Annotated in this window: 20 protein-coding genes; 3 read left to right on the top strand and 17 right to left on the bottom strand. The window is 59.3% G+C overall.

What is annotated here, in order from left to right:
• Window positions 1-2: 2 nt before the first annotated feature.
• The 15 genes from nuoN to ACT6QH_RS09480 all read right to left on the bottom strand — a co-directional run bounded on the left by nuoN (window position 3) and on the right by ACT6QH_RS09480 (window position 17,905).
• Window positions 3-1,433 carry an NADH-quinone oxidoreductase subunit NuoN gene (gene nuoN / locus ACT6QH_RS09550; RefSeq protein ID WP_444974585.1) on the bottom strand — a complete coding sequence of 477 codons (1,431 nt, stop codon included), beginning with the start codon at window positions 1,431-1,433 and terminating at the stop codon, window positions 3-5.
• 13 nt (window positions 1,434-1,446) lie between these two features.
• Window positions 1,447-2,958, bottom strand: a complete 1,512-nt coding sequence (locus ACT6QH_RS09545; protein WP_444974584.1) for an NADH-quinone oxidoreductase subunit M — start codon at window positions 2,956-2,958, stop codon at window positions 1,447-1,449.
• A gap of 4 nt (window positions 2,959-2,962) precedes the next feature.
• A complete protein-coding gene (nuoL, locus tag ACT6QH_RS09540; RefSeq protein WP_444974583.1) occupies window positions 2,963-4,888 on the bottom strand; it encodes an NADH-quinone oxidoreductase subunit L in 1,926 nt (641 codons plus the stop codon).
• 4 nt (window positions 4,889-4,892) lie between these two features.
• Window positions 4,893-5,201, bottom strand: coding sequence for an NADH-quinone oxidoreductase subunit NuoK (gene nuoK / locus ACT6QH_RS09535; RefSeq protein ID WP_444974582.1), 309 nt, complete (start codon window positions 5,199-5,201; stop codon window positions 4,893-4,895).
• Between the two features lie 10 nt (window positions 5,202-5,211).
• Entirely contained in the window at window positions 5,212-5,826 is a 615-nt protein-coding gene (locus ACT6QH_RS09530) for an NADH-quinone oxidoreductase subunit J (protein WP_444974581.1), read from the bottom strand.
• A gap of 196 nt (window positions 5,827-6,022) precedes the next feature.
• The gene (gene nuoI, locus ACT6QH_RS09525) at window positions 6,023-6,511 is read right to left on the bottom strand and encodes an NADH-quinone oxidoreductase subunit NuoI (RefSeq protein WP_444974580.1); all 489 of its coding nucleotides are present in this window, start codon (window positions 6,509-6,511) and stop codon (window positions 6,023-6,025) included.
• A gap of 52 nt (window positions 6,512-6,563) precedes the next feature.
• A complete protein-coding gene (gene nuoH / locus ACT6QH_RS09520) occupies window positions 6,564-7,583 on the bottom strand; it encodes an NADH-quinone oxidoreductase subunit NuoH (protein ID WP_444974579.1) in 1,020 nt (339 codons plus the stop codon).
• A 158-nt stretch (window positions 7,584-7,741) separates the two neighbouring features.
• Window positions 7,742-9,820, bottom strand: coding sequence for an NADH-quinone oxidoreductase subunit NuoG (gene nuoG / locus ACT6QH_RS09515; RefSeq protein WP_444974578.1), 2,079 nt, complete (start codon window positions 9,818-9,820; stop codon window positions 7,742-7,744).
• Between the two features lie 181 nt (window positions 9,821-10,001).
• Window positions 10,002-11,297 carry an NADH-quinone oxidoreductase subunit NuoF gene (gene nuoF, locus ACT6QH_RS09510; protein WP_444974577.1) on the bottom strand — a complete coding sequence of 432 codons (1,296 nt, stop codon included), beginning with the start codon at window positions 11,295-11,297 and terminating at the stop codon, window positions 10,002-10,004.
• A 5-nt stretch (window positions 11,298-11,302) separates the two neighbouring features.
• Window positions 11,303-11,938 carry an NADH-quinone oxidoreductase subunit NuoE gene (gene nuoE, locus ACT6QH_RS09505; protein WP_444974576.1) on the bottom strand — a complete coding sequence of 212 codons (636 nt, stop codon included), beginning with the start codon at window positions 11,936-11,938 and terminating at the stop codon, window positions 11,303-11,305.
• Window positions 11,939-12,021: 83 nt separating this feature from the next.
• Complete coding sequence (locus ACT6QH_RS09500; protein WP_444974644.1) at window positions 12,022-13,209, bottom strand: NADH-quinone oxidoreductase subunit D; 1,188 nt, start codon at window positions 13,207-13,209, stop codon at window positions 12,022-12,024.
• 44 nt (window positions 13,210-13,253) lie between these two features.
• Window positions 13,254-13,880, bottom strand: coding sequence for an NADH-quinone oxidoreductase subunit C (locus ACT6QH_RS09495; RefSeq protein ID WP_444974575.1), 627 nt, complete (start codon window positions 13,878-13,880; stop codon window positions 13,254-13,256).
• 31 nt (window positions 13,881-13,911) lie between these two features.
• Window positions 13,912-14,496 (bottom strand): NuoB/complex I 20 kDa subunit family protein, encoded by a 585-nt coding sequence (locus tag ACT6QH_RS09490; RefSeq protein ID WP_444974574.1) that lies wholly within the window; start codon window positions 14,494-14,496, stop codon window positions 13,912-13,914.
• Complete coding sequence (locus ACT6QH_RS09485; protein ID WP_444974573.1) at window positions 14,487-14,852, bottom strand: NADH-quinone oxidoreductase subunit A; 366 nt, start codon at window positions 14,850-14,852, stop codon at window positions 14,487-14,489. Before ACT6QH_RS09485 ends, ACT6QH_RS09490 begins: the two co-directional genes overlap by 10 nt.
• 470 nt (window positions 14,853-15,322) lie before the next feature.
• A complete protein-coding gene (locus ACT6QH_RS09480) occupies window positions 15,323-17,905 on the bottom strand; it encodes an ATP-binding protein (protein ID WP_444974572.1) in 2,583 nt (860 codons plus the stop codon).
• A 197-nt stretch (window positions 17,906-18,102) separates the two neighbouring features.
• Here ACT6QH_RS09480 and ACT6QH_RS09475 point away from each other — a divergent pair, with 197 nt between their 5' ends.
• Complete coding sequence (locus ACT6QH_RS09475; protein ID WP_444974571.1) at window positions 18,103-20,286, top strand: flagellar biosynthetic protein FliO; 2,184 nt, start codon at window positions 18,103-18,105, stop codon at window positions 20,284-20,286.
• A gap of 136 nt (window positions 20,287-20,422) precedes the next feature.
• Here the strand turns inward: ACT6QH_RS09475 and dksA are convergent, their stop codons facing one another.
• Window positions 20,423-20,839, bottom strand: coding sequence for an RNA polymerase-binding protein DksA (gene dksA, locus ACT6QH_RS09470; RefSeq protein ID WP_444974570.1), 417 nt, complete (start codon window positions 20,837-20,839; stop codon window positions 20,423-20,425).
• A gap of 420 nt (window positions 20,840-21,259) precedes the next feature.
• Between dksA and ACT6QH_RS09465 the strand changes: the two genes are divergently transcribed.
• On the top strand, window positions 21,260-22,105 hold the full coding sequence (locus ACT6QH_RS09465) for an AAA family ATPase (protein WP_444974569.1): 846 nt from the start codon (window positions 21,260-21,262) through the stop codon (window positions 22,103-22,105).
• Window positions 22,106-22,211: 106 nt separating this feature from the next.
• Here the strand turns inward: ACT6QH_RS09465 and ACT6QH_RS09460 are convergent, their stop codons facing one another.
• On the bottom strand, window positions 22,212-22,997 hold the full coding sequence (locus ACT6QH_RS09460) for a MipA/OmpV family protein (RefSeq protein ID WP_444974568.1): 786 nt from the start codon (window positions 22,995-22,997) through the stop codon (window positions 22,212-22,214).
• A gap of 407 nt (window positions 22,998-23,404) precedes the next feature.
• On the opposite strand from ACT6QH_RS09460, the gene ACT6QH_RS09455 reads away from it, so the two are divergent.
• The gene (locus tag ACT6QH_RS09455) at window positions 23,405-23,902 is read left to right on the top strand and encodes a hypothetical protein (protein WP_444974567.1); all 498 of its coding nucleotides are present in this window, start codon (window positions 23,405-23,407) and stop codon (window positions 23,900-23,902) included.
• The last annotated feature ends 21 nt before the right edge of the window (window positions 23,903-23,923 follow it).

The raw sequence follows: 23,923 nt of genomic DNA, 5'->3' as shown, positions 1-23,923 counted from the left end.
GCTCAAAATAGTGAACGGGCAGCAGCGCCCGCCGCCTCTATCAAAGGAGCGGGATAGACGAAATAGAAGATCGTGAAAAGCCCACTGACGCCAAGAACAGCCTTCAGCTCAGACGGCATGGGGTCAAACGCTTCTGCGGGCTCATCAAAATACATCACCTTGACAACACGCAGATAGTAGTAGGCACCCACGACAGAGGAGAGCACGCCAATCACCGCAAGCCCGTACAGGCCAGCTTCGATAGCCGCGATGAAGACATAGTATTTGGCGAGGAAGCCCGCCAGCGGAGGGATACCCGCCAGAGAGAACATCAGTGCGCCCAGCATCAGAGCCATGAGCGGATTGGTGCGCGACAGGCCAGCCAGATCGTCAATATTCTCCACAGCCTGCCCCTTGCGACGCATGGACAGAATGCAGGCGAAGCTTCCCAGCGTCATGACCACATAAATGGCCATATACACCAGCACGCCACGCACACCCTCAGACGTCGCAGCAGCAAGCCCCACAAGAGCGAAGCCCATATGACCAATAGAGGAATATGCCATCAGACGCTTGATGTTGCGCTGGCCAATCGCTGCGAAAGCGCCCAGCACCATGGAAGCAACCGACACAAAGGCGACGATCTGCTGCCAGTCATGCTGAATGTTCGGGAAAGCCTCCGTGACGATACGAATGAAGATCGCCATCCCCGCCACCTTGGGCGCGGAGGCGAAGAACACCGTCACCGGAGTGGGTGCGCCCTCATACACATCCGGCGTCCACATATGGAAAGGAACAGCCGAAATCTTGAAGCACAGGCCCGCCAAAACGAACACCAGACCAAAAACCAGCCCCAGGCTCGGCTCACGTGCGGCATCGGCAATAGCGTGGAAGTTCACCGAACCGGTGAAACCATAAACCAGAGATGCACCATAAAGCAGCATGCCGGAAGAAAGAGCACCCAGCACGAAATACTTCAGGCCCGCCTCTGTGGAGCGCACGGAATCCCGATTGATGGCTGCCACCACATAAAGTGAGAGGCTCATCAGTTCGAGGCCAAGATACAGCGCGATGAAATCACCCGCGGCCACCAGCATGCACATGCCCAGCACAGCCAGAAGGATGAGCACGGCATATTCAAACTTGGCCTGCTTTTCACGGTTCAGCCAATCCACCGCCATGATGAGCGAGACCGCTGCGCCGATAATGGCCAGCATCTGCATGAAACGGCTGAACGGCCCGATGACCAAGGAGCCATGGAAGGCCACTGTTTCACCACCGGGCCCAAGCACCACCAGAACGCCGGCAGCAACAAGCACGGCGATGGCGAGGCCAGTAACGAAATTGGCGGCCGCCTCTCCGCGGATCGCACCGATAAGGATCAGTACGATAGCGGAGATGGCAAGCACGAGTTCGGGCAGAACCGCGCCAATGGGAGGCAGGAGCTGCGACATAGCGACCTCGCGATCAGAAGGGCAGGATGAGCGCGGTCTTGACCGCACCCGTCACCACGTCTGTGCGCGCGAGAACCGCGTTCACCGCACCTGACGTCATGTTGAGGATAGGCATGGGCCACACACCGAACAGAATGGTGAGAACAACCAGCGGCACCATAATCACCACTTCGCGCGGCGACAGATCCAGAATGTGCTTCAGGTTCTCCTTTTCGAGCGGCCCGAAGATCACCCGCCAGTAGAGCCACAGCGCATAACCGGCCGAGAGGATGATGCCCGTGGCCGCAAAAAAGGCCACCCAGGTGTTCCGCTCGAAAACAGACAACATGGTGAGGAACTCACCCACAAAGCCCGATGTCCCCGGCAAACCGATATTGGCCATGGTGAAGATCATCATCACCGTTGCATAGAGCGGCATCCGCTTTGCAAGGCCGCCATAGGCCGCAATCTGACGCGTATGCATACGGTCATAGATCACACCCACGCACAGGAAGAGCGCACCGGATACGAAGCCGTGCGAGATCATGAGGAACATCGCCCCCTGAAGCCCGGCCTCATTCATGGCGAAGATCCCCATGGTGACGAAGCCCATATGCGCGACAGAGGAATAAGCCACCAGCTTCTTCATGTCATCCTGCACCAACGCCACAAGCGAGGTGTAGATGATGGCCACCACAGACAGCGTGTAGACCATCGGCGCGAAGAAAGCGCTCGCTTCCGGGAACATCGGCAGAGAGAAGCGCAGGAAGCCATAGCCACCCATCTTCAGCAGAACACCTGCAAGAATGACGGAGCCTGCCGTCGGCGCTTCCACATGGGTGTCGGGCAACCAGGTATGCACTGGCCACATCGGCATCTTCACTGCGAAAGAGGCGAAGAAGGCCAGCCAAAGCCAGATCTGCATGCCTGCCGGGAAACCGTAAGTCATCAGGGTCGGCACATCCGTGGTGCCGGCCTGCCAGTACATGGCCATGATGGCGAGCATCATCAGCACGGAACCGGTCAGCGTGTAGAGGAAGAACTTGAAAGCCGCATAAATACGGCGCGGTCCGCCCCACACACCAATGATGAGGAACATCGGGATCAGGCCGCCTTCAAAGAAGAAGTAGAAGAGGACAAGATCAAGCGCACAGAAGGTACCGATCATCATGGTCTCAAGAACCATGAAGGCGATCATATATTCCTTCACCCGCGTATGTACGCTCTGCCACGATGCAAGGATCGCGAAAGGCATCAAAAAGGTGGTGAGCAGAACGAAAGGCAGGGAAATACCATCGACGCCCATATGATAAGACGCGACATCACCCAGCCACGGGGTTTTCTCTACAAACTGGAAGCCGGAATCCGCATAATCGAAATTCGGCAACAGAATGAGAGACACCACGAAGGTGACAAGGGTGGTCCACAACGCCACCCAACGCGCGTTGCGCGCCGCCACCTCTTCATCACCCCGCACCAAAAAGATGAAGAGCGCGCCGACGAGCGGCAGGAAGGTGACGACGGAGAGGATAGGCCAGTTGATCATGGCATCACACTCCGACGAACATGAACCAGGTGAGCAGGGCCGCGACGCCGATCAGCATCACGAAGGCGTAATGATAGAGGTAGCCGGTCTGCAACCGCACGGCGCGGCCCGTAATATCCAGCACCCGGGCAGAGACACCATCCGGTCCGAAACCGTCAATGATGGTGCCATCGCCCCGCTTCCACAACAGCCGGCCAAGCCAGACTGCGGGACGCACGAAGATCACATTGTAGATCTCGTCGAAGTACCACTTGTTGAGCAACAGGCGGTAAAGGCCATTGTAATTCCGGGCCAGCGCCACCGGCACTTCCGGCGACAGCACGTAGAACCACAGGGCGACGACGAAACCGATCAGCATCAGGAATGTCGGAGCCAGAACCAGCAGCGCAGGCATATCGTGCATGGCGTGCAACACATGGTTCTCAGCACCCAGATAGATGGAATCCCGGAAGAAGGCTTCTACATCGTGACCCACGAAGACGGGGTACAGCAGATAACCCGCGACCATCGCCGCGACACTGAGGATCGCCAGAGGAATGGTCATGACCAGAGGAGATTCATGCGCATGATCGTATGCGTGCTGATCCCGCGGCTTCCCGTGGAAGGTCATGAACACCAGACGCCAAGAGTAGAAGGACGTCAGACCCGCCGCCGTGACCGTCATGATCCAGCCATAGAGCGAGAAATTACTCGCGCTCGAATAGGCAGCCTCAATGATGGCATCCTTGGAATAATACCCAGCGGTGAAAGGAAAGCCGGTAATGGCCAGCGTCCCAATCAACATGGTCAGATAGGTAAATGGCACCTTCTTCCAGAGGCCGCCCATCTTACGCATGTCCTGCTCATGGTGCATCGCAACGATGACGGAGCCGGCGCACAAGAACAGCAGTGCTTTGAAGCTGGCATGTGTAAGCAGATGGAACAGACCAACCGAATAGGCCCCCGCACCCATGGCGGCAAACATGTAGCCGAGCTGAGAGCAGGTTGAGTAGGCGATCACCTTCTTGATGTCCGGCTGCACAAGAGCAATCGTCGCAGCGAAGAAGCAGGTCGTCGCACCCACCACCATCACCACATCCAGTGCGACAGGCGAAAGCTCAAAGATGGGCGACATACGCGCCACCATGAACACACCTGCCGTCACCATCGTCGCCGCATGGATCAGGGCAGAAACCGGGGTCGGGCCCTCCATGGCGTCAGGCAGCCATGTATGCAGGAGAAGCTGAGCGGACTTGCCCATCGCCCCAACAAAAAGCAGCAACGCGATGACCGTTGGCGCATCCCACTCGCCCCAAAGGAAGGAAATGTTCTGGCCGACCAATGCCGGCGCTTCCGCGAACACCTGATCGAATGCCAGAGAGCCCGTCATGAAGAAAAGCGCGAACATGCCCAACATGAAGCCGAAGTCACCCACGCGGTTGACCACAAAGGCCTTCATGGCCGCAGCATTCGGAGCCGGCTTTTCGAACCAGAAGCCGATCAGCAGATAAGAGGCCAGACCCACGCCTTCCCAGCCGAAGAACATCTGCACCAGATTATCGGCCGTCACCAGCATCAGCATGGCGAAGGTGAAGAGCGAGAGATAGGCGAAAAAGCGCGGCCGGCAAGGATCTTCATGCATGTACCCCATCGAGTACAGATGCACGAGAGCCGAAACCGTGGTCACCACGATCAGCATCACAGCCGTGATGGAATCGATGCGCAGGGCCCATTCGACCTTGAGGTCCCCAACGGTGAACCAATCCATCAGGACAATACGAATGTCCTGACCTTCGAAACCGACCTGGAAGAATGTAATCCAGGCCAGCCCGCAGGCGATGAAAAGCAGAGCCGTCGTAACCACCTCACTGGCCCGCGCACCAATAGTGCGCCCAAACAGGCCAGCAATCAGAAAGCCGACAAGGGGGAGGAAGACAATTGCCTGATACATGACCTCAACCCTTCATGGCGTTGATGTCCTCGACGGCGATCGAACCGCGATTGCGGTAGAACACCACGAGAATGGCAAGACCGATGGCCGCCTCTGCCGCCGCAACGGTCAAAACCAGCAGGGCGAAAATCTGCCCCACCAGGTTGCCCTGGAACACGGAGAAAGCCACGAGGTTGATATTGACGGCGAGCAGGATCAGCTCGACCGACATCAGGATAACGATCACATTCTTCCGGTTGAGGAAGATGCCGAGCGTGCCCAGCGTGAACAGGATCGCCCCGACAGTGAGATAGTGGGAGAGACCGATCTCCATGGCTGCCCCCTTACAGGCCCTGACCCGGGCGCACCTTGACAACCTCGAGAGTTTCCTCGGGCTGGCGCGCCACCTGGGCCGTGATGTTCTGTCGCCGGACATTGGGCTTGTGGCGCAGGGTGAGAACAATCGCCCCGATCATGGCCACCAGCAGCACAAAGCCCGCCGCCTGGAAGAAATAGATATAGTCAGTGTAGAGCACGCGGCCGATAGCCTGCACATTGGTCAGGGCATCATCACCGGGTGTTGCCGTCGCCACCATCCCCGAGAGGCTCGGAGCCGTAACCCAAGCCCCAACGACCAGCACCAACTCCGCAAGGAAAATCACCCCGATCAGAACACCCAAAGGCATGTACTGAAGGAACCCCTGACGAAGCTCCACGAAGTCCACGTCAAGCATCATGACGACGAAAAGGAACAACACCGCCACGGCACCGACATAAACGACGACGAGGATCAGGCCGAGAAACTCAGCACCGATCAGAATGAAAAGGCCGGCCGCGTTCACAAAAGCCAGGATCAGGAACAGAACCGACTGCACCGGATTGCGGGAGGAGATCACCATGACGGCGGACGCCACCAACACGAACGCGAAGAGATAGAAAAACGCTGCCGCGACACTCATGCGGAGAGCCCTCCCCTGCGCGACTGCATCGCGCCGTTCATCTTCGCACCACCACGCGCAATCGCAGCGTGTACGGTGCATGGATAGAATTGACCCATCCCGAAACCCACTCTCTGGTCCGGCACGGAACCGAACCGCTTCAAGTTACATCCATCGCACAGGGCGATAGATGACATTGACCAAAAACACCGCCAGATCAGCGATACGGTGCATCCAGAGCAATCGACCGCGCGATTTCCCGCTCCCAGCGGTCACCATTCGCGAGCAGTCGCTCCTTGTTGTAGTAGAGCTCTTCACGGGTTTCCGTGGCGAACTCGAAATTCGGCCCCTCGACAATGGCGTCCACCGGGCATGCTTCCTGACAAAAGCCGCAATAGATGCACTTCACCATGTCGATGTCGTAGCGGGTGGTGCGCCGGGTGCCATCATTCCGACGCGGGCCGGCTTCGATGGTAATGGCCTGCGCAGGGCAGATGGCTTCGCACAGCTTGCATGCAATGCAACGCTCTTCCCCATTGGGGTAACGGCGCAAGGCATGTTCCCCACGGAAACGGGGCGACAAAGGCCCCTTCTCGAAGGGATAGTTCAGGGTCGGCTTGGGCTGGAAGAAATAGCGCATGCCGAGAAAGAAAGCGGAGATAAATTCCGTCAGGAAGAAGGCGCGTGCGGCCTGATCCAGCTTCATGAGCGCTCTCCCATAGCCTTGAGGCAATCCGACTGAAGGATCTGAATGGCAATCATTGCGGCGCCATCCCTGAGAAGTGCAGCACACTGGCCACAACAACCACAGCCACCAGAGAAATCGGGAGGAACACCTTCCAACCCAGACGCATCAGCTGGTCATAGCGGTAGCGCGGCACAATGGCCTTCGCCATGGCGAAGAGGAAGAACATGAAGCAGACCTTGAGGATGAACCAAACAAGGCCCGGCACCCAGGTGAAGGGCGCGAACGGCAGAGGAGACAGCCAACCACCAAGGAACAGGATCGTCGCCAGAGCGCACATGGTCAGAATGGCCACATACTCACCAAGCATGAACAGCAGGTAAGGCGTCGAGCCATATTCTGTCATGAAGCCTGCAACCAGCTCCGATTCTGCCTCGACCAGATCGAAGGGCGGACGGTTGGTTTCAGCTAGCGCCGACACGTAGAAGATGACGAACATCGGCAGCAATGGCAGGAAATACCAGTTCAGCAGCCCCCACTCACCATCCTGTGCAGCGACGATCTGTGACAGATTCATGGAGCCGGCGCACATCAGCACGGTGAGAATGACGAAGCCGATGGAGACTTCATAAGACACCATCTGCGCTGCAGAGCGCAGCGAGGCCAGGAAGGGGTACTTCGAGTTGGAAGCCCAGCCGCCCATGATGACGCCATAAACACCCAGCGATGAAATGGCAAAGATGTAGAGTACGCCGACATTCAGATCAGCGATCACCCAACCTTCCGTCAGAGGCACCACGGCCCAGGCCGCCAGCGCCAGCACACAAGTGACCAATGGCGCCAGAAGGAAAAGCACCTTGTTGGCGCCTGCCGGAATGGTCGGCTCCTTGAAGACGAACTTCAACAGATCCGCGAAGGACTGGAACAGGCCGAACGGGCCCACAACGTTGGGACCACGCCGAATCTGCACAGCCGCCCAGATCTTGCGATCCGCAAGAAGAATGTAAGCGATGAAGACCAGCAGGGCCACCAGCAGGGCGAGGCTCTGTGCCAGGATAATCACCACCTGGAGAAGGGTATCCTGCCAGCTCATGTCCTTGTTCCCACGATGCTTTTAAGGTGCCCATTCAACCGCCCGCAGGCGGCGACGACGAAGAAGGTGCAGGACAGGCGAGAACGCGCCTGACCTGTGCTGGCGAACGTCTCTCTTCCGGGGAAGAGCGCTCGCTTGGTGTCACATCCACCCATCGGCTACTCCGCAGCTTCAGCAGCTGCGGACGAGCGCAGCGAAGAGCATTCCGCCATCACAGCCGAAGCCCGCGCGATGGGATTAGTGAGGAAGAAATCCTCAATAGCCGGTGCAAAAGGAGCGCTGTCCGTCTTGCCGCCGACCTGTGCCAGAGCTTCAATAGCGGCAGCATCTGCGGGTTCGATCACGTCAATCCGAGCAAAGTGCGGATGAGCGGTCACGAGAGCAGCCCGCAATCCAGCCAGATTATCAAATGGCAAGGTCTGCCCAAGCACTTCCGAAAGCGCGCGCAGCACGGCCCAGTCCTCGCGAGCTTCACCAGGCGGGAAAGCTGCACGATTGGCGAACTGCACCCGGCCTTCCGTATTCACATACAGGCCGGACTTCTCTGTATAAGCCGCACCCGGCAGAATGACATCCGCACGATGTGCGCCGCGATCCCCATGAGTGCCGAGATAGACAACGAACGCACCTGGCGCAACGTCCACCTCATCTGCCCCCATCAGGAAGGCCACATCCAGCCCGTTCGGAGCTGTCATTGCTTTTACATTCAAGCCGTCCTTGCCAGGAACAGCACCCACATCCAGCGCACCCACACGGGCGGCCGCCGTGTGCAGAACAGCAAAGCCGTTCCAGTCTTCCTTGATGGCACCGGTTGCCACGGCAACCTGAGCCGCCAGAGAAAGCACTGCCTCACCATCCGCGCGTGTCAAGGCACCCTGCCCCACAATCACCATCGGACGCTCGGCCTGACGCAGCGCGTCAGCAAAGGAGCCCTGCCCCGTCAGTGCTGCAAGGCTTTCAGGCCCGGCACCGAGATAGTCATAGCTATAAGTCAGGTCCACCTGCGGACCAATCAGGCCCACGCGCAATTCGCCTGTCCGCCACCGCTTGCGAATGCGGGCATTAACTACAGAAGCCTCGTGACGCGGGTCTGCGCCAACAAGCAGAATGGCATCCGCCTCTTCAATACCGGAAATGGACGGATTGAAGATATAAGTCGCGCGCCCCAGAGCTGGGTCAAGCGCAGCGCTATCCTGCCGGCAATCAATGCTGGACGAACCCAGCTTGCCCAAAAGCGTCTTCATCGCGAAGACCTCTTCCGTGCTGGCCAGATCACCCACAATAGCCCCGACGCGCTTTGGATTAGCCGCCCTCACCTTCTCGGCAATGAGCGCGAAAGCCTCATTCCATGAAGCGGGAACAAATCGCCCATCCTTGCGCACATAAGGGCGATCAAGGCGCTGGGTCTTCAGACCATCCCAAACGTAACGGGATTTGTCGGAGATCCACTCTTCGTTCACAGCATCATTGATGCGCGGCAGAATGCGCATCACTTCCCGCCCACGCGTATCCACCCGGATATTGGAGCCGACAGCATCCATCACATCAATGGATTCTGTCTTGATAAGCTCCCAGGGGCGGGCATGGAAGGCATAAGGCTTGTGCGTCAGCGCACCCACGGGGCACAGATCCGCCACATTGCCCTGCATCTCAGAGGTCAGAGCCTTTTCGAGATAGGTGGTGATTTCAGAATCCTCACCACGCCCGATGGCCCCCATTTCAGCCACGCCGGCTACTTCAGTGGTGAAGCGCACACAGCGCGTGCAGTGAATACACCGCGTCATGGAAGTGCGGATGAGCGGGCCAATATATTTGTCTTCCACGGCGCGCTTGTTCTCGGCAAAGCGAGACGTATCCACGCCATAGGCCATGGCCTGATCCTGAAGGTCACACTCACCGCCCTGATCGCAGATCGGGCAGTCCAAAGGGTGATTGATGAGCAGGAACTCCATCACCCCTTCGCGCGCCTTTTTCACCATCGGGCTCTTGGTCAGCACGACAGGCGGCTCACCGTTCGGCCCCGGACGCAGATCTTTCACCGCCATGGCACAGGAAGCGGTCGGCTTGGGTGGCCCGCCCTTCACTTCCACAAGGCACATGCGGCAGTTTCCTGCGATGGACAGGCGCTCATGGAAGCAGAAGCGCGGAATCTCAACCCCGGCCGCCTCGCATGCCTGAAGCAGCGTATATTCGGCCGGGACGTCGATTTCAGTGCCGTCGACGACGATCTTCGCCATCACTCCCACCTCGTCTTAAGCCGCGCTGGGCGCGGGCTGAGGAACATCACAGCGCTGTATACGCGAGATGCTCCGCATCAAAATTCACGCAACATCCTGACCAAAGCCAACGATATGCGCCTCTTTATCTCGCTTTTCCGCCCCTGCGTATGACACAGCGCCGGAAAAGCCATTCAGCAGATCACTCCGCCGCCACCGGGTGCGGATGCGGATTAGCCGAATACTGGTCAATCCGCTCCTCGATCAGCGAGCGATAATGCCGGATAAGCCCCTGCACCGGCCAAGCCGCAGCATCGCCCAGCGCACAAATGGTGTGACCTTCAATCTGCTTGGTCACCTCGAAAAGCATGTCGATCTCGCTCTTATGAGCGCGACCTTCCGCCATACGGTTCAACACACGCCACATCCAGCCCGTGCCTTCCCGGCAAGGTGTGCACTGGCCACAGCTCTCATGCTTGAAGAAGTGCGAGATACGAGCAATAGCGCGGATAATGTCCGTAGACTTATCCATCACCAGGACCCCTGCCGTACCAAAGGAGGACTGAACGGCCCGCAGACCGTCAAAATCCATAATCAGGTCGCCGCACTGATCCGCCGGCACGACCGGACAGGATGCACCACCCGGAATGATGGCCAGTAAATTATCCCAGCCGCCACGAATGCCGCCGCCATGCTTCTCGACGAGCTCCTTGAAGGGAATGCTCATGCTTTCTTCGACAACGCAGGGCGTATTCACATGGCCAGCAAGACCATAAAGCTTGGTGCCGACATTATTTGGCCGCCCGAAAGAGGAAAACCAAGAGGCACCACGCCGCAGAATGGTCGGTGCAACCGCGATACTTTCCACATTGTTCACGGTGGTCGGACAACCATAAAGGCCCATATTGGCCGGGAATGGCGGCTTCAGCCGCGGCATACCCTTCTTGCCCTCAAGACTCTCCAGCAGCGCTGTTTCTTCGCCGCAGATATAAGCGCCAGCGCCATGATGGAGGTAGAGGTCAAACGGGTAATCGTGAACATTGTTCTTGCCGATCAGCCCAGCCGCATAGCATTCATCAACAGCCTGCTGAAGACGCTTGCGCTCATAAATATATTCGCCTCGCAGATAGATATAGGCTGCGTTGGCTCCCATCGCGAAAGAGGCGATCAAAGCCCCCTCAATCAGCGTGTGGGGATCATTGCGCATGATCTCCCGGTCCTTGCAGGTACCGGGTTCGGACTCATCCGCATTGATGACCAGATAATGCGGACGACCATCCGACTTTTTCGGCATGAAGGACCACTTCAGGCCGGTCGAGAATCCAGCACCACCACGGCCGCGCAAGCCAGAGGCTTTCATCTCCTCGATGATCCAGTCACGGCCCTTTTCCAGAATGGCCTTGGTGCCATCCCAGTGCCCGCGCGCCAGCGCGCCCTTAAGGCTGAATTCGTGCTGGCCATAGAGATTGGTAAAGATGCGATCCTTGTCGGCGAGCATGAGCGTCACTCCCCGGCGACCGGCTTGGTTTCGCCGGCATAGAGTTCGGGATCGATGAGCGAGGCCTGCCCAGAGATGGGTTCCGCGCCCTTGCGGCTGTTCTGCGGGCCAATCTTCACCGGCTTGCCGGTTGCCAGATTGTCCAGCAGTTCCTCGAAGTTCTCTGGAGTGAGATCTTCGTAATAATCATCGTTGATCTGCACCATGGGAGCATTGGTACAGGCGCCGAGGCACTCAACCTCAAGCCAGGAGAAGGCTCCGTCTTCCGTCACCTTCCGCTCGGCACCGATCTTGCGCTGACAGACTGCGCGAATATCGTCGGAACCCCGCACCATGCAAGGCGTGGTGCCGCAGACCTGCACGAAGAACTTCCCCACCGGCTCAAGATTGAACATAGTGTAGAAGGTCGCAACTTCCAGCACACGGATATGGGCCATACCGAGACGATCGGCCACAGCGCGCAGTGCGGGCTCGGAAAGCCAGCCACCAGCCACCTTTTGCGTCTCCCACAGCAGCGGAATGACCGCACTGGCCTGACGGCCTTCGGGATATTTCGCGATCAGCGCCTGAGCAATCTCCTCCAGCTCGGGCGTGAAGGTGAAGCTCTCAGGCTGCTCTTGAGCGAGACGACGAACGGACATGGCTCAGAACTCCTGGCTGACAGCATTGCGCATCGCCTCATGACGGGGCGCATGCGTCAGACAAATGGCAAGACGACGAGGCATCAGCGATCCACCTCACCGAACACGATGTCGATGGAACCCAGAATCGCCGAAACGTCAGCGAGCATGTGCCCCCGAGACATGAAATCCATGGCTTGCAGATGGGCGAAACCCGGCGCCCGGATCTTGCAGCGATAAGGCTTGTTGGTGCCGTTGGATACCAGATAGACGCCAAACTCACCCTTGGGCGCTTCCACCGCAGCGTAGACATCGCCTTCCGGCACATGGAAGCCTTCGGTGAAGAGCTTGAAGTGGTGGATCAGCGCCTCCATCGATCGCTTCATCTCACCCCGCTTGGGCGGTGCAATCTTGTGATCCGGCGCGTGGACGGGTCCAGACTCCTTGAGCAGGCGATCCACACACTGGAGCATGATCTTCACTGACTGGCGCATCTCCTCCATACGGACGAGATAACGATCATAGCAATCGCCATTCTTGCCAATCGGAATTTCAAACTCCAGCTCGGAATAGCATTCATAGGGCTGCGCGCGGCGCAGATCCCATGCCGCACCGGAACCGCGAATAACCGGACCGGAGAACCCCCAAGCCTGCGCGTCCTCCAGCGTCACAACGCCAATATCGACGGTGCGCTGCTTGAAAATGCGGTTTCCGGTCACGAGACGATCAAGATCATCCAGCGTTTTCAGCACCTGCGGGCAGAAGTCGCGAATATCCTCCAGCAACTTCACGGGCAGATCCTGATGAACACCGCCGGGACGGAAATAGGCCGCATGCATACGGCTGCCCGAAGCGCGCTCATAAAAGACCATGAGCTTTTCACGCTCTTCAAAGCCCCACAGCGGCGGCGTCAGGGCACCCACGTCCATGGCGAACGTGGTCACATTCAGCATGTGCGACAGAATACGACCGATTTCCGAATAGAGCACACGAATGAGCTGCGCCCGCATCGGCACTTCGACACCCAGAAGCCGCTCCACCGCCATGCAGTAGGCATGCTCCTGGTTCATCGGAGAGCAGTAATCCAGTCGGTCGAAATAAGGCACAGCCTGAACGAAGGTCTTCGCCTCGATCAGCTTCTCTGTGCCACGATGCAGCAGACCGATATGCGGATCGACCCGCTCCACCACCTCACCATTCAGCTCAAGCACCATCCGCAGCACGCCATGGGCGGCCGGATGCTGAGGGCCGAAATTGATCTGGAAGTTACGAACCTTGTCGGCCGGCTTCATATCTTCGCCAGCATGTCCCAGAGACTGTCCCATCTGACGCTCCCTCACCCGGCCTTCGGCGGCACGGGCTGGCCCGACGCCTTTTCATCACCCGGAAGGACGTAATCGACACCTTCCCACGGCGAGAGGAAATCGAAATTGCGAAATTCCTGCGTGAGACGCACGGGCTCGTAGATCACCCGCTTCAACTCCTCATCGTAGCGCACTTCGACGAAACCGGAGGTCGGGAAATCCTTGCGCAGCGGATGGCCGTCAAAACCATAATCCGTCAGCAGACGGCGCAGTTCCGGGTGTCCGGTGAACAGGATGCCATACAGATCGTATGCTTCCCGCTCGAACCAGTTCGCACCCGGATAAACAGAACAGATGGACGGCACGGGCACATCCTCATCCGTCTGCACCTTGAGGCGCACGCGCACATTATGCTTCAGGGACAGCAGGTGATAAACGACATCGAAGCGCTTGGCGCGCTGCGGATAATCCACCCCACACACATCAATGAAGCAACGGAAGAGGCAGGCCGGATCATCCCGCAGGAAAGTGGCGACCTTGACGATTTGAGACGACGCCACATTCAGCGTCAACTCACCATGCGCCACACTCCAGCCCGTTACTGCTCCGGAAAGTTCACCGGCAATATGGGCCGCCAGATCTTTCAGGGTCTCGTCCATTCCGACTCTCCCATCCCTCTCGCGTGGCGACTCAGCGCTCAATCGTGCCGGTACGGCGGATCTTCTTCTGAAGGAGAAGAACACCATACAGCAGCGCTTCTGCCGTGGGCGGGCAGCCCGGCACATAAATATCTACCGGCACAACCCGATCGCATCCACGCACGACCGCATAGGAATAATGATAGTAGCCACCACCATTGGCGCACGAGCCCATGGAGATCACATAACGCGGCTCCGGCATCTGGTCGTAGACCTTGCGCAGAGCGGGCGCCATCTTGTTGGTGAGCGTACCGGCGACAATCATCACATCCGACTGACGCGGCGAAGCGCGCGGCGCAAAGCCAAAGCGCTCGACATCATAGCGCGGCATGGAGACCTGCATCATCTCCACAGCACAGCAGGCCAGACCGAAGGTCATCCACATAAGGGAGCCGGTACGAGACCAGGTGATGAGATCATCAACCGAAGTCATCACGAAGCCCTTGTCGGAGAGCTGCGCGCTGACATCCTTGAAGAAGGGGTCATTCTCCCCGGCCGGACGACCCGTTGAGGGGTCAATAATGCCGGTGGGGGCCGGTGCGACGGCCGGCTTTGCCGCAGAAGGGGTCAATCCCATTCCAGAGCTCCCTTACGCCACTCATAGATGAAACCGACAGTCAGGATCCCGAGGAAAACCATCATGGACCAGAAGCCAAGATCGCCCAGGCCACCAAAGCTGATGGCCCACGGGAACAGGAAGGCGACTTCCAGATCGAAGATGATGAACAGGATCGAAACCAGATAGAACCGCACATCGAAGGTCATGCGGGCATCGTCGAATGCGTTGAAGCCGCATTCATAAGCTGAAAGCTTTTCCGGGTCCGGGTTGCTGTAGGCCACCAGGAACGGGGCCACAAGGAGAGCAAGGCCGATAACCAGAGAAACGCCGATGAAAATCACCACCGGCAGGTAATCCATGAGCAATGCGTTCATTTTGCCCGCCCATCGGAGCATCTGGAGGGTGAGTTCTTGATGAACACAGCCGGCTGGCCCCGGTTGGAGGAATTCGAAAAATGATTACGCAGCCTTAGCCCAGCACCTGAACAGAGGCAAGCCTTCGCTTCGCCCAACTTTCTGCCAGCCACCGGGAACAAGCGGCCTCGAACACCCCCCTGACGTACCGTTCACCACGGGTCTGAGCGCTTTGAGATACAGTTTCGCCCGTATATTGCGACAATTTCGACATATTTGTGCGCGCAACCAAAAGCCACTCTCCACAAACGGGCACAGTCCGGGCGAAGCTGTCCACATCACAACCGCCCTACGCAGCCTGCGGACCGAAACCGCATGAGACTCAAAGCCGGGTTCGCGACTCAGAGCCCCCTTCATGGAATCGCAAAAAAAGGGGCGCTCGAGCCCTTTCCGGCCTCGGCGCCCCTTCTGCTTATCCTGAACAGCCTTGCTTATTCCCCGCCACGCAAGGCCGCATTAACCGCCGCCACAAGCTGTTTGAGCGAGAAGGGCTTGGGCAGGAAGGAGAAGTGCTCTTCCGGCGGAAGGTTGCGGGAAAACGCCTCTTCCGCATAGCCGGAGATAAAGATGACTTTCAGTGCAGGGTCTTTCGCCCTCAGCTCCCGCAGAAGACTGGGGCCATCCATCTCCGGCATCACCACATCGGAAATCACCAGATTGACCGGCTGCTCCAGGCTCTGCATCACCTCCAGCGCTTCCACGCCACTGGCTGCCGTCACCACCTCATAGCCGCGCGCTGTAAGAGCCCGGCTGGCGAAGGCGCGCACGGCGTCTTCATCTTCCACCAGCAGAATGCGCCCCTGCCCGGTCGAATCGCCCACCTTCACATCCGGCTCGGCTGCGCGGGGGGCCTCTTCTTCTACGGTTGGCACATGGCGCGGCAGGAAAACACGGAAGGTCGTGCCCTGCCCCAGCTCACTCGCGGCCAGAATGGCACCGCCCGTTTGCTGCACAATGCCATAGACCGTGGAGAGCCCCAGCCCCGTACCCTTGCCCACATCCTTGGTGGAGAAGAAGGGCTCGAAGATTTTGTCGATCACATCCGGCGGAATGCCGGTTCCGGTATCTGCCACCTCCACAAGCACATAATCCCCGGCGGCCAGTTCCTGCCCATAGGTGGCACAGGCCGTGTCCGGCACATTGGATGTGCGCAGGGTCAGCGTGCCGCCATCAGGCATGGCATCGCGCGCATTCACCACCAGATTGACGATGACCTGCTCAAACTGGTTCACATCCACCTTAACCGGCCACAGATCCCGCGCATGATGAACCTCCAGCGTGATGCGCTCACCGATCAGCCGGCGCAGCAGTTCGGAGACATCGGAGATCACATCCGTCAACTCAATCACCTGCGGACGCAGAGTCTGCCGACGCGAGAAGGCCAGAAGCTGCCGCACCAGCGCCGCCGCCCGATTGGCATTCTGCCGGATCTGCATGATATCCGGGAAAGAAGGGTCGCTGGGGCGGTGCTTTGTCAGCAGCAGATCGCAATAGCCAAGAATGGCCGTGAGCACATTATTGAAATCATGCGCCACGCCACCAGCCAGATGGCCCACAGCCTGCAAGCGCTGGGATTGGGCAATCTGCGCTTCCCGCGCCTTCTGCTCCGAAGCCTCGATCGCACAAAGGGCGACCTCGCCCTCCCCTGTCAGCGGGGCTGCGTAAAGCCGAACGGAACGCCCGCCCATTGCCGTTGTGACATCACAAAAGTGCATGGCGACTTCATCATCGGCCTTGCGATTGCGCGCCTCCGCCAGAAGGCCCTCCACACTGGCAGCCTCCGCTTCGGAGACGGCTCGCGCCAGAAGCGCCGCTTCCTGTGTCGAGACCGGGCCAAACAGGCGTGTAAAGGCTGCATTGGCCGCACGCAGCGCCCCTTGTGCATCCACAATGGCCAGAGCCAGCGGCGCACGCATGAAGAAATGATCCTCACCCGGCACATCCGTCGCAACCAGAGCGCCCATAACCGAGGTGCCCGCATTCTGCGCCTGAGCAACGGGCTCAGGCTGCGGCGCAACCACTGCAACGGGGGCAGTTGCTGAATGGGCCTCACCAGCCGGCAAAACCGCACGAGGCAACACGACGCCTGTCGCCGCCCCCCCCTGATCCACCAGCCCAAGACGCATATAAACCGGCAGAAGGCTGCCATCCTTACGCATGAGCGCGAGCTGAAGATTGGCCGGCTTGTGACCCGGCGTAAGAGCTGCACGCAGGGCGTCCAGATCCTCCGATGCCACCACATCCCGGATGGGCAAGCCGGCGCTCCCCCATTCAGCCAGCCCATAACCCAGAAGACGGCACATACCCGTATTGGCCAGCAAGACCTGCTCGGCGGAGAAACGCGCCACGCCAACGGGCGCACGTTCCCACATATCCAGCAGGGGATTCGTCTCTTCAAGCGGAGCAACCGAAGCTGCTGACGCGACAACCGCCGCAGGAGAAGCAATAACCGGCGCATCCGCAGAAGCCGGCACGGCTGTCGCAACAGACTGGGCCGGGCCCTCACCACCTGTCAGGCGCAAGGCCCACAAGACACGACGTGGCGACCCCAGCGGCTGCACGGCAATCTGCATGCGCCGCCCTCCCACACCAGAATCGAACCGGATGGTGCGTGTGAGGGCCTGCCCCGCCGCAATAGAGGCCAGAAGCTCGCTCATCGCGCTTTGCGTGCCGGGCATCAGGGCCAGAAAGCGCTCCGGGCTGGGAGGCGCCGAGGCCTCGCTCCGCGACAATTCGCGGTAGGCCGCATTGGCTTCCACAGTTTTCTCGCCATCTTCCACAAGGGCCATGGCATCGCCACTCAGGGCAATGGCCGCCGGGCCCAGCACATCCGCACGCTGCGGCCCGCCTGTTTTACGCCCCCGCCACAGAGGCGAAACAAGCGCGTAAATGCCGAATAGCGCGAAACCGCCCACCAGACCGGGCAACAGCCAGAAATCTGTTTCCAAAAACAGCATGGCGGCGATAAAACCGCCTATCAGGGCGGGCACGAGAACCATAAGCTCACCCTTCATGCCCCCCGCTCCGCTTTCGGAGTGCGGCGCTGAAGCCTGTGAAGAAGATGGCCCGCGAGGGTCTCCGCTTGAGTTCGAGTTGGTCATCTCGCGCCCTTCTTGTTCACCATCTCTGCATTTCTTCCATTACGAGAGATTCGCACGGGACTGGATTCCTGCCATGTTTATCAACAAAACCTTAAGCGGTGACGTTTAAGATGATGACAACGGCCCTGCTGCTGACCGGGCCCTTGATGCTGAGTTTGGGTGACGGAGGCGTGATGTTACAGCAGTTGTTTGGAGCCGAGCTGGACTTCTGGGTCCGGCTTGCGATCTCCCTGATCGTCATTGCCGTCCTGCTCGGCATCACGGCCATCATCATGCGCCGCATGGGCCGTAAGAATACGCCTGTTGGCATGGTGCGCCAGCGTTCTGGCCGCTCCCGCATTGCGGTCGTGGATGCCGTGCCTGTGGATCAGAGCCGCCGGCTGGTGCTGGTGCGCCGGGATGACAAGGAGCACCTGCTTCTGACAGGCGGCGCCACCGATGTGGTGGTGGAACATAATATTCCCGTCCGTGCCGAATCTCCCACACCCCTGCGGGAAGCACCCTCTCAGAAGCTTCGCAACCGCAGGCCAGAGAATCAGCAGCCTCTGGAGGCTCCGCAGGTCGCTCCCGCACTGGGCAGCGCCCGGCCTTCCGAAACGCAGCAGCCGGCTCTTCCGGCCTCGCAGCCCGAATCTCCCTCTGAACACATCTCTTATGCTCCCCAGGAAGAGATGGCCCGGCAGATCCCTCAAGCGGATGAAACCCGCTTCCAGCCGCGCCGTCCCAAGGCTGTGGAAACCTCGGCATCAGAAAAGGCTTCCCCCGCCCAGATGAGTGGAGTGCAGGAAGCCAGCGCACTGCTGGCTGCGCGTGGCATTCGTCCGCGTATGCCTCTGCCCGTCGTTGAGCCCCAGCTGGATCTACCCCCGCAGGTTCCCGCGCCAGAAGCGCGGCACCCCGAGCCGGAGCAGATTGAAGACACCGCACAATCTTTGGCCTCCCAGCCTGAAAGCGCCGAACCTCGCCTGTTCGATCCTGCCGACCTGAATATGGAGGAGATCGTTCGCGAAGCTGCGGAACGCGAAGCAGCTGAACAGGCTGAACGTGAAGCCGCAGAACGCGAAGCAGCCGAACAGGCCGAGCGTGAAGCCGCAGAACGTGCCGCAGCCGAACAGGCCGAGCGTGAAGCCGCAGAACGCGCAGCAGCCGAACAGGCCGAGCGTGAAGCCGCAGAACGCGCAGCAGCTGAACAGGCCGAGCGTGAAGCCGCAGAACGCGCAGCAGCTGAACAGGCCGAGCGTGAAGCCGCAGAGCGCGAAGCAGCTGAACAGGCCGAGCGTGAAGCCGCAGAGCGCGAAGCAGCCGAACAGGCCGAGCGTGAAGCCGCAGAGCGCGAAGCAGCCGAACAGGCCGAACGTGAAGCCGCAGAACGTGCCGCAGCCGAACAGGCCGAGCGTGAAGCCGCAGAACGTGCCGCAGCCGAACAGGCCGAGCGTGAAGCCGCAGAACGTGCCGCAGCCGAACAGGCCGAGCGTGAAGCCGCAGAACGTGCCGCAGCTGAAATTGAAAGTGCTCTGGATAGTTCCGCACTTGAAGACGAGCTCGCGGCCGAAATGGCGGAGGTTTTACAGACCCTCGAACGCAACGCTGATTCCCCCTCCGCCCCCGTATCGGAAGAAGACAGCCGGGTGAAGGAAATGGCTGCACGCCTTGATGATGCGCTCAACAGCCCGCCTTCCAGGCCGCATCTTTCCCTCTCGGATCTGCTGGATGACCAGCAGCACGCCCTTCCACCCATGCCTGAGACGCCGGTTCCACAGCAAAAGGCCACCAAGCCTCAAGAGGACGCCCCTCAGGCAGACACACCCCACACGAATCCTGCACCGGCAGAGCCTGCCTCCATGCGGGATCTCGGCGTCAATCGCTTCGGCAATATCTTTGGCCGCATGAATAGCGGTTATGGTCGCCAGCGGATTGATGCCGCCCCCCGCACGCCCGCAGCGCCGGCCCGCCCGCAGATTCGCACAGAGCCGCTCGCGCGCCCGCGCCATGTTGCCGGTGGCATCCAGCGCAGTCTGGGTGAACATACAGCGCCCCTGCTTGGCCCTGCACAGCGTGAGCCCCGGCCCGCAGAGCCCAGCCATAGCTCCTCCGATGCCCCGCGCATTCGCCCGCCAGGCCCCATGACAGCACGCAGGCCCGAAGCCCTTGCCGCGCCCGAGCCCAAGCTTCATACGCCCAAAGCCGAGCAGACCAAGGCGCCGGAAGAAGATCTCAAGGGCGGCGATTTCCTTCAGGATTTTGAATCCGAAATCGCCAATCTTCTCGGCCGCACGCCGAATGACAGATCCTGAACACGCTGAGACAGGCCCCCTTTGAGGGGCCTGCAAGGACAGCCCAAAATGAAAAGGCCGGCATCTGATGTGCCGGCCTTTTCATTTTCAGCCACCCGCTCCATCTGCAACGAAATGCAGTTGCGGGAATAGGGATTCAGTCATCCCGATAAACGCGCTCACGCCGCTCATGGCGCTCCTGCGCCTCAATGGAGAGGGTCGCGATGGGGCGGGCCTCAAGGCGCTTCAGCGAGATAGGCTCACCCGTATCCTCGCAATAGCCATAGCTGCCATCCTCAATTCTCTCCAGGGCGGCATCAATCTTGGAGATCAGCTTGCGCTGACGATCCCGCGCACGCAGTTCAATGGAACGGTCCGTTTCCGAGGAAGCCCGATCCGCCAGATCTGGATGGTTCTGGTTTTCATCCTGAAGGTGCTGGAGGGTTTCGCGAGCCTCCTTCAGGATATCGTCCTTCCAGCGCAACAGCTTCTTGCGGAAATAATCCCGCTGCCTGTCGCTCATGAAGGGTTCGTCCTCGGTGGGCCGATAGTCCTCGTCGAGCTGGATCGACATCAGCCTTGTCCTTCACAATAAACGTCATGGATCCTGTTGGCACAAGCAATGCCTGTGCCACGGAAGCTGGAGCGGCCCCTGCCCGGAAGGTGGCAAGCGACCCCTTCCGTCCTGAGTGACGCTCCAAGGTCGCCGCGCTTATATCGGGCGATACGCTCAGGGACAAGCCGCATGGCCTGCCTCTTTCGCCTTGCCTCTTTCGCAATGCGTGATAGGGCTGGCAAAAGATGAGGCTTTGATGGAAAGGGCCATGGCAGACTTGACGCAGCACCAGCCTCTGCCAACCTGCATGCGCTGCACCATTGAGATGTCCACATATTGAGCAAAAAATGGGGAGCTTCAAAAAGCTGCCCGAACATCGGGCATGCTCAACCCCAGACACAGAGCCACCCCACCAGACAGGATTGAAGGAACCGCCGGATGCGCTTCGAAGGAACTGAAAGCTATGTGGCGACGGATGACCTGAAGGTTGCCGTCAACGCCGCCATCATTCTGGAGCGCCCGTTGCTGGTAAAGGGAGAGCCCGGAACCGGAAAAACCGTTCTGGCACAGGAAGTGGCCCGTGCCCTTGGCGCACCGCTGCTGGAGTGGAACGTCAAATCCACCACCAAGGCCCAGCAAGGGCTTTATGAATATGATGCGGTGGCGCGCCTGCGTGACAGCCAGCTGGGCGACCCCAAGGTGAATGACATCGCCAACTATATCCGTCGCGGCAAACTGTGGAGCGCCTTCGTCGCCGATCAGCGCCCCGTATTGCTGATCGATGAGGTGGACAAGGCCGATATCGAGTTCCCCAACGATCTGTTGCAGGAGCTCGACCGCATGGAATTCCATGTCTACGAAACCGGCGAGCAGGTGAAAGCGCATCAGCGCCCGGTGGTCATCATCACATCCAACAATGAGAAGGAACTCCCGGACGCCTTTTTGCGCCGCTGCTTCTTCCACTATATCCGCTTCCCGGATGCAGACACGATGCGTGATATTGTGGAAGTGCACTTCCCCGGCATCAAACAGCGTCTGGTCAGCGAGGCGCTGCGCATCTTCTATGAGCTGCGCGATGTGCCCGGCCTGAAGAAGAAGCCCTCCACCTCCGAGCTGATCGACTGGCTGAAGCTGCTGATGGCCGAAGATGTGGATGTGGAAACCCTGCGCCAGAAGGATGTGCGCAAGGCCATCCCCCCGCTGCATGGTGCCCTGCTGAAGAATGAGCAGGATGTGCACCTGTTTGAACGGCTGGCCTTCATGGCCCGTCGCGAACAGCGCTGAGCCCGGCCAGCCCCGAAACAGAAGGCCGCCCCACAGAGGAGCGGCCTTTTTCATACGCGGAAAACCTCAAGAAACGGCCTGTCTTGCAGCCAGATCCAGCCTCACCTCACCACAGGCCGGGGCCCATATTAAAGGTGTAGCTCAGCGTCACACCCGTGGTGAACTGGTTCCGATCCTCCACCAGCGGCGAATCGGCTGCATCGCCGATGAGATAGCCATAGGTGCCGTAGACGCCGGCCGTAATGCCATTCTCGAAATTGTAGCTGAGCTGCGCCGTAGCCCCCACCTTATCGAAGCCGCTGCCAGCCTGATATGCACTCATCGGGTTGAGCAGGAAGGTGGCCAGAGCCGCCTGCGTAGCTGTCACGCCATAATAGGTCTGCATATAGTCAGACCCGGCATAGGACAGACGCGGGCCAATAGCGAAATGCCACGGCCCCTGATTATAAATGAAATCGGCCCGCACATCGCCACGCACGCCCTCAAAGCCGCCCATGCCATAGAGCAGTTCGGCACGCAGGCGCAGCCATTCCACCGGGTACCACTCTGCAAAACCACCGGCCAGAACGGAATAACCAATAGTGCCAACGCCGCGCAGCCGGTCGCTATCGCTTTCATTGCGGCCCCAGTCGATCATTCCGGCCACACCAGCTCGAAAACCATGGCGGTTGAAAAGGGCGATGGAGGGCGTATCGTCCACGGAGTGGAAGACATTGCGCTCACTCGCACGGGCGATGGAGAAAATCAGGCTGGGGCGAAAGCTGTGCTGATCGGCGCCGGGATAGCTGGGGGCCGCAGTCGCGCGCCCGCCAATGGTCACGTACCAGTCTTCCTTCACCGCATTTTGCGCGCCAAAAACATCATCAGCCGCCTGCGCTGAGCCCGCTGCCAAGCATGCAGCGCCAAAGGCAAGAACCGGGACCAGACCACTGCGCAGCGAAGACATCTCATATCCCCAGAATGGAGCCGCCCCACAGAGCGCGCGGAGCCGATAAAACTGTATCGGCAAACAATTACTGTTCTCTTCCTGCTGCGTGGTGGCATTTATGCCACGCCCACTCTCCTTCTGCGAAACATGGTTCATTCAAGCCCCGCTCTCTTTTAGAAAGAGTCCAGACAAAGCGCCGACATGGATAAGGTGCCGCAGGCCGGCACCTTATCCATACCGCATTCACCTGCGTTATCAGGTGCGTGGCAATGGAGAAAGCAGAGGTCGGGCCTTCCGCTACGGGCTAGTTTCGCTTAGGCTCTTTCCGGCTTGATTTCGCCCTGAACCGCTTCTCTTAAGAGGACTTGAGCATGACCGGGAACCTGACCCAGGATCAAAACAAGGGCCAGCACCAGCTTGCAGACGAAACCTTCATCTCTGCTGATGAGCTGCGGGAATATATGCACCATCAGGAGGTGCTGAAGGCCAATAAGGCCATTGAAGCAATGGACCGGGCGGAAAAGGCGCGGGCCGACTTCATCAAGACCTTGTCCGAGCCTGTGGATCTGACGCCTGATCGCATCCATGAAATTTCGCAGAATATCACCATGAAAATGCGCCTTGCCGCCGAACGTGGTGAAAGCGAAATCATGGTGATGCGTTTTCCCAACGCGCTGTGCACGGATAAGGGCCGCGCCATCAATAATGGCGAATCCACCTGGCCGGAAACCCTGGTGGGCCGTCCCCGGCAGGCTTATGAATTGTGGCGGGACCATCTGCGCGATGCCAATTTCAAGCTCAAGGCCATGATTGTCGACTGGCCCAATGGCATGCCCGGCGATGTCGGCATGTTCGTCAGCTGGGCCTGAGCTGCGGCCCGGATCTGTTCT

It is taken from the genome of Haloleucobacter albus (assembly GCF_052492075.1).
The sequence above is the reverse complement of the archived record's forward strand: the minus strand, read 5'-3'. Positions and strand labels throughout refer to the sequence as shown.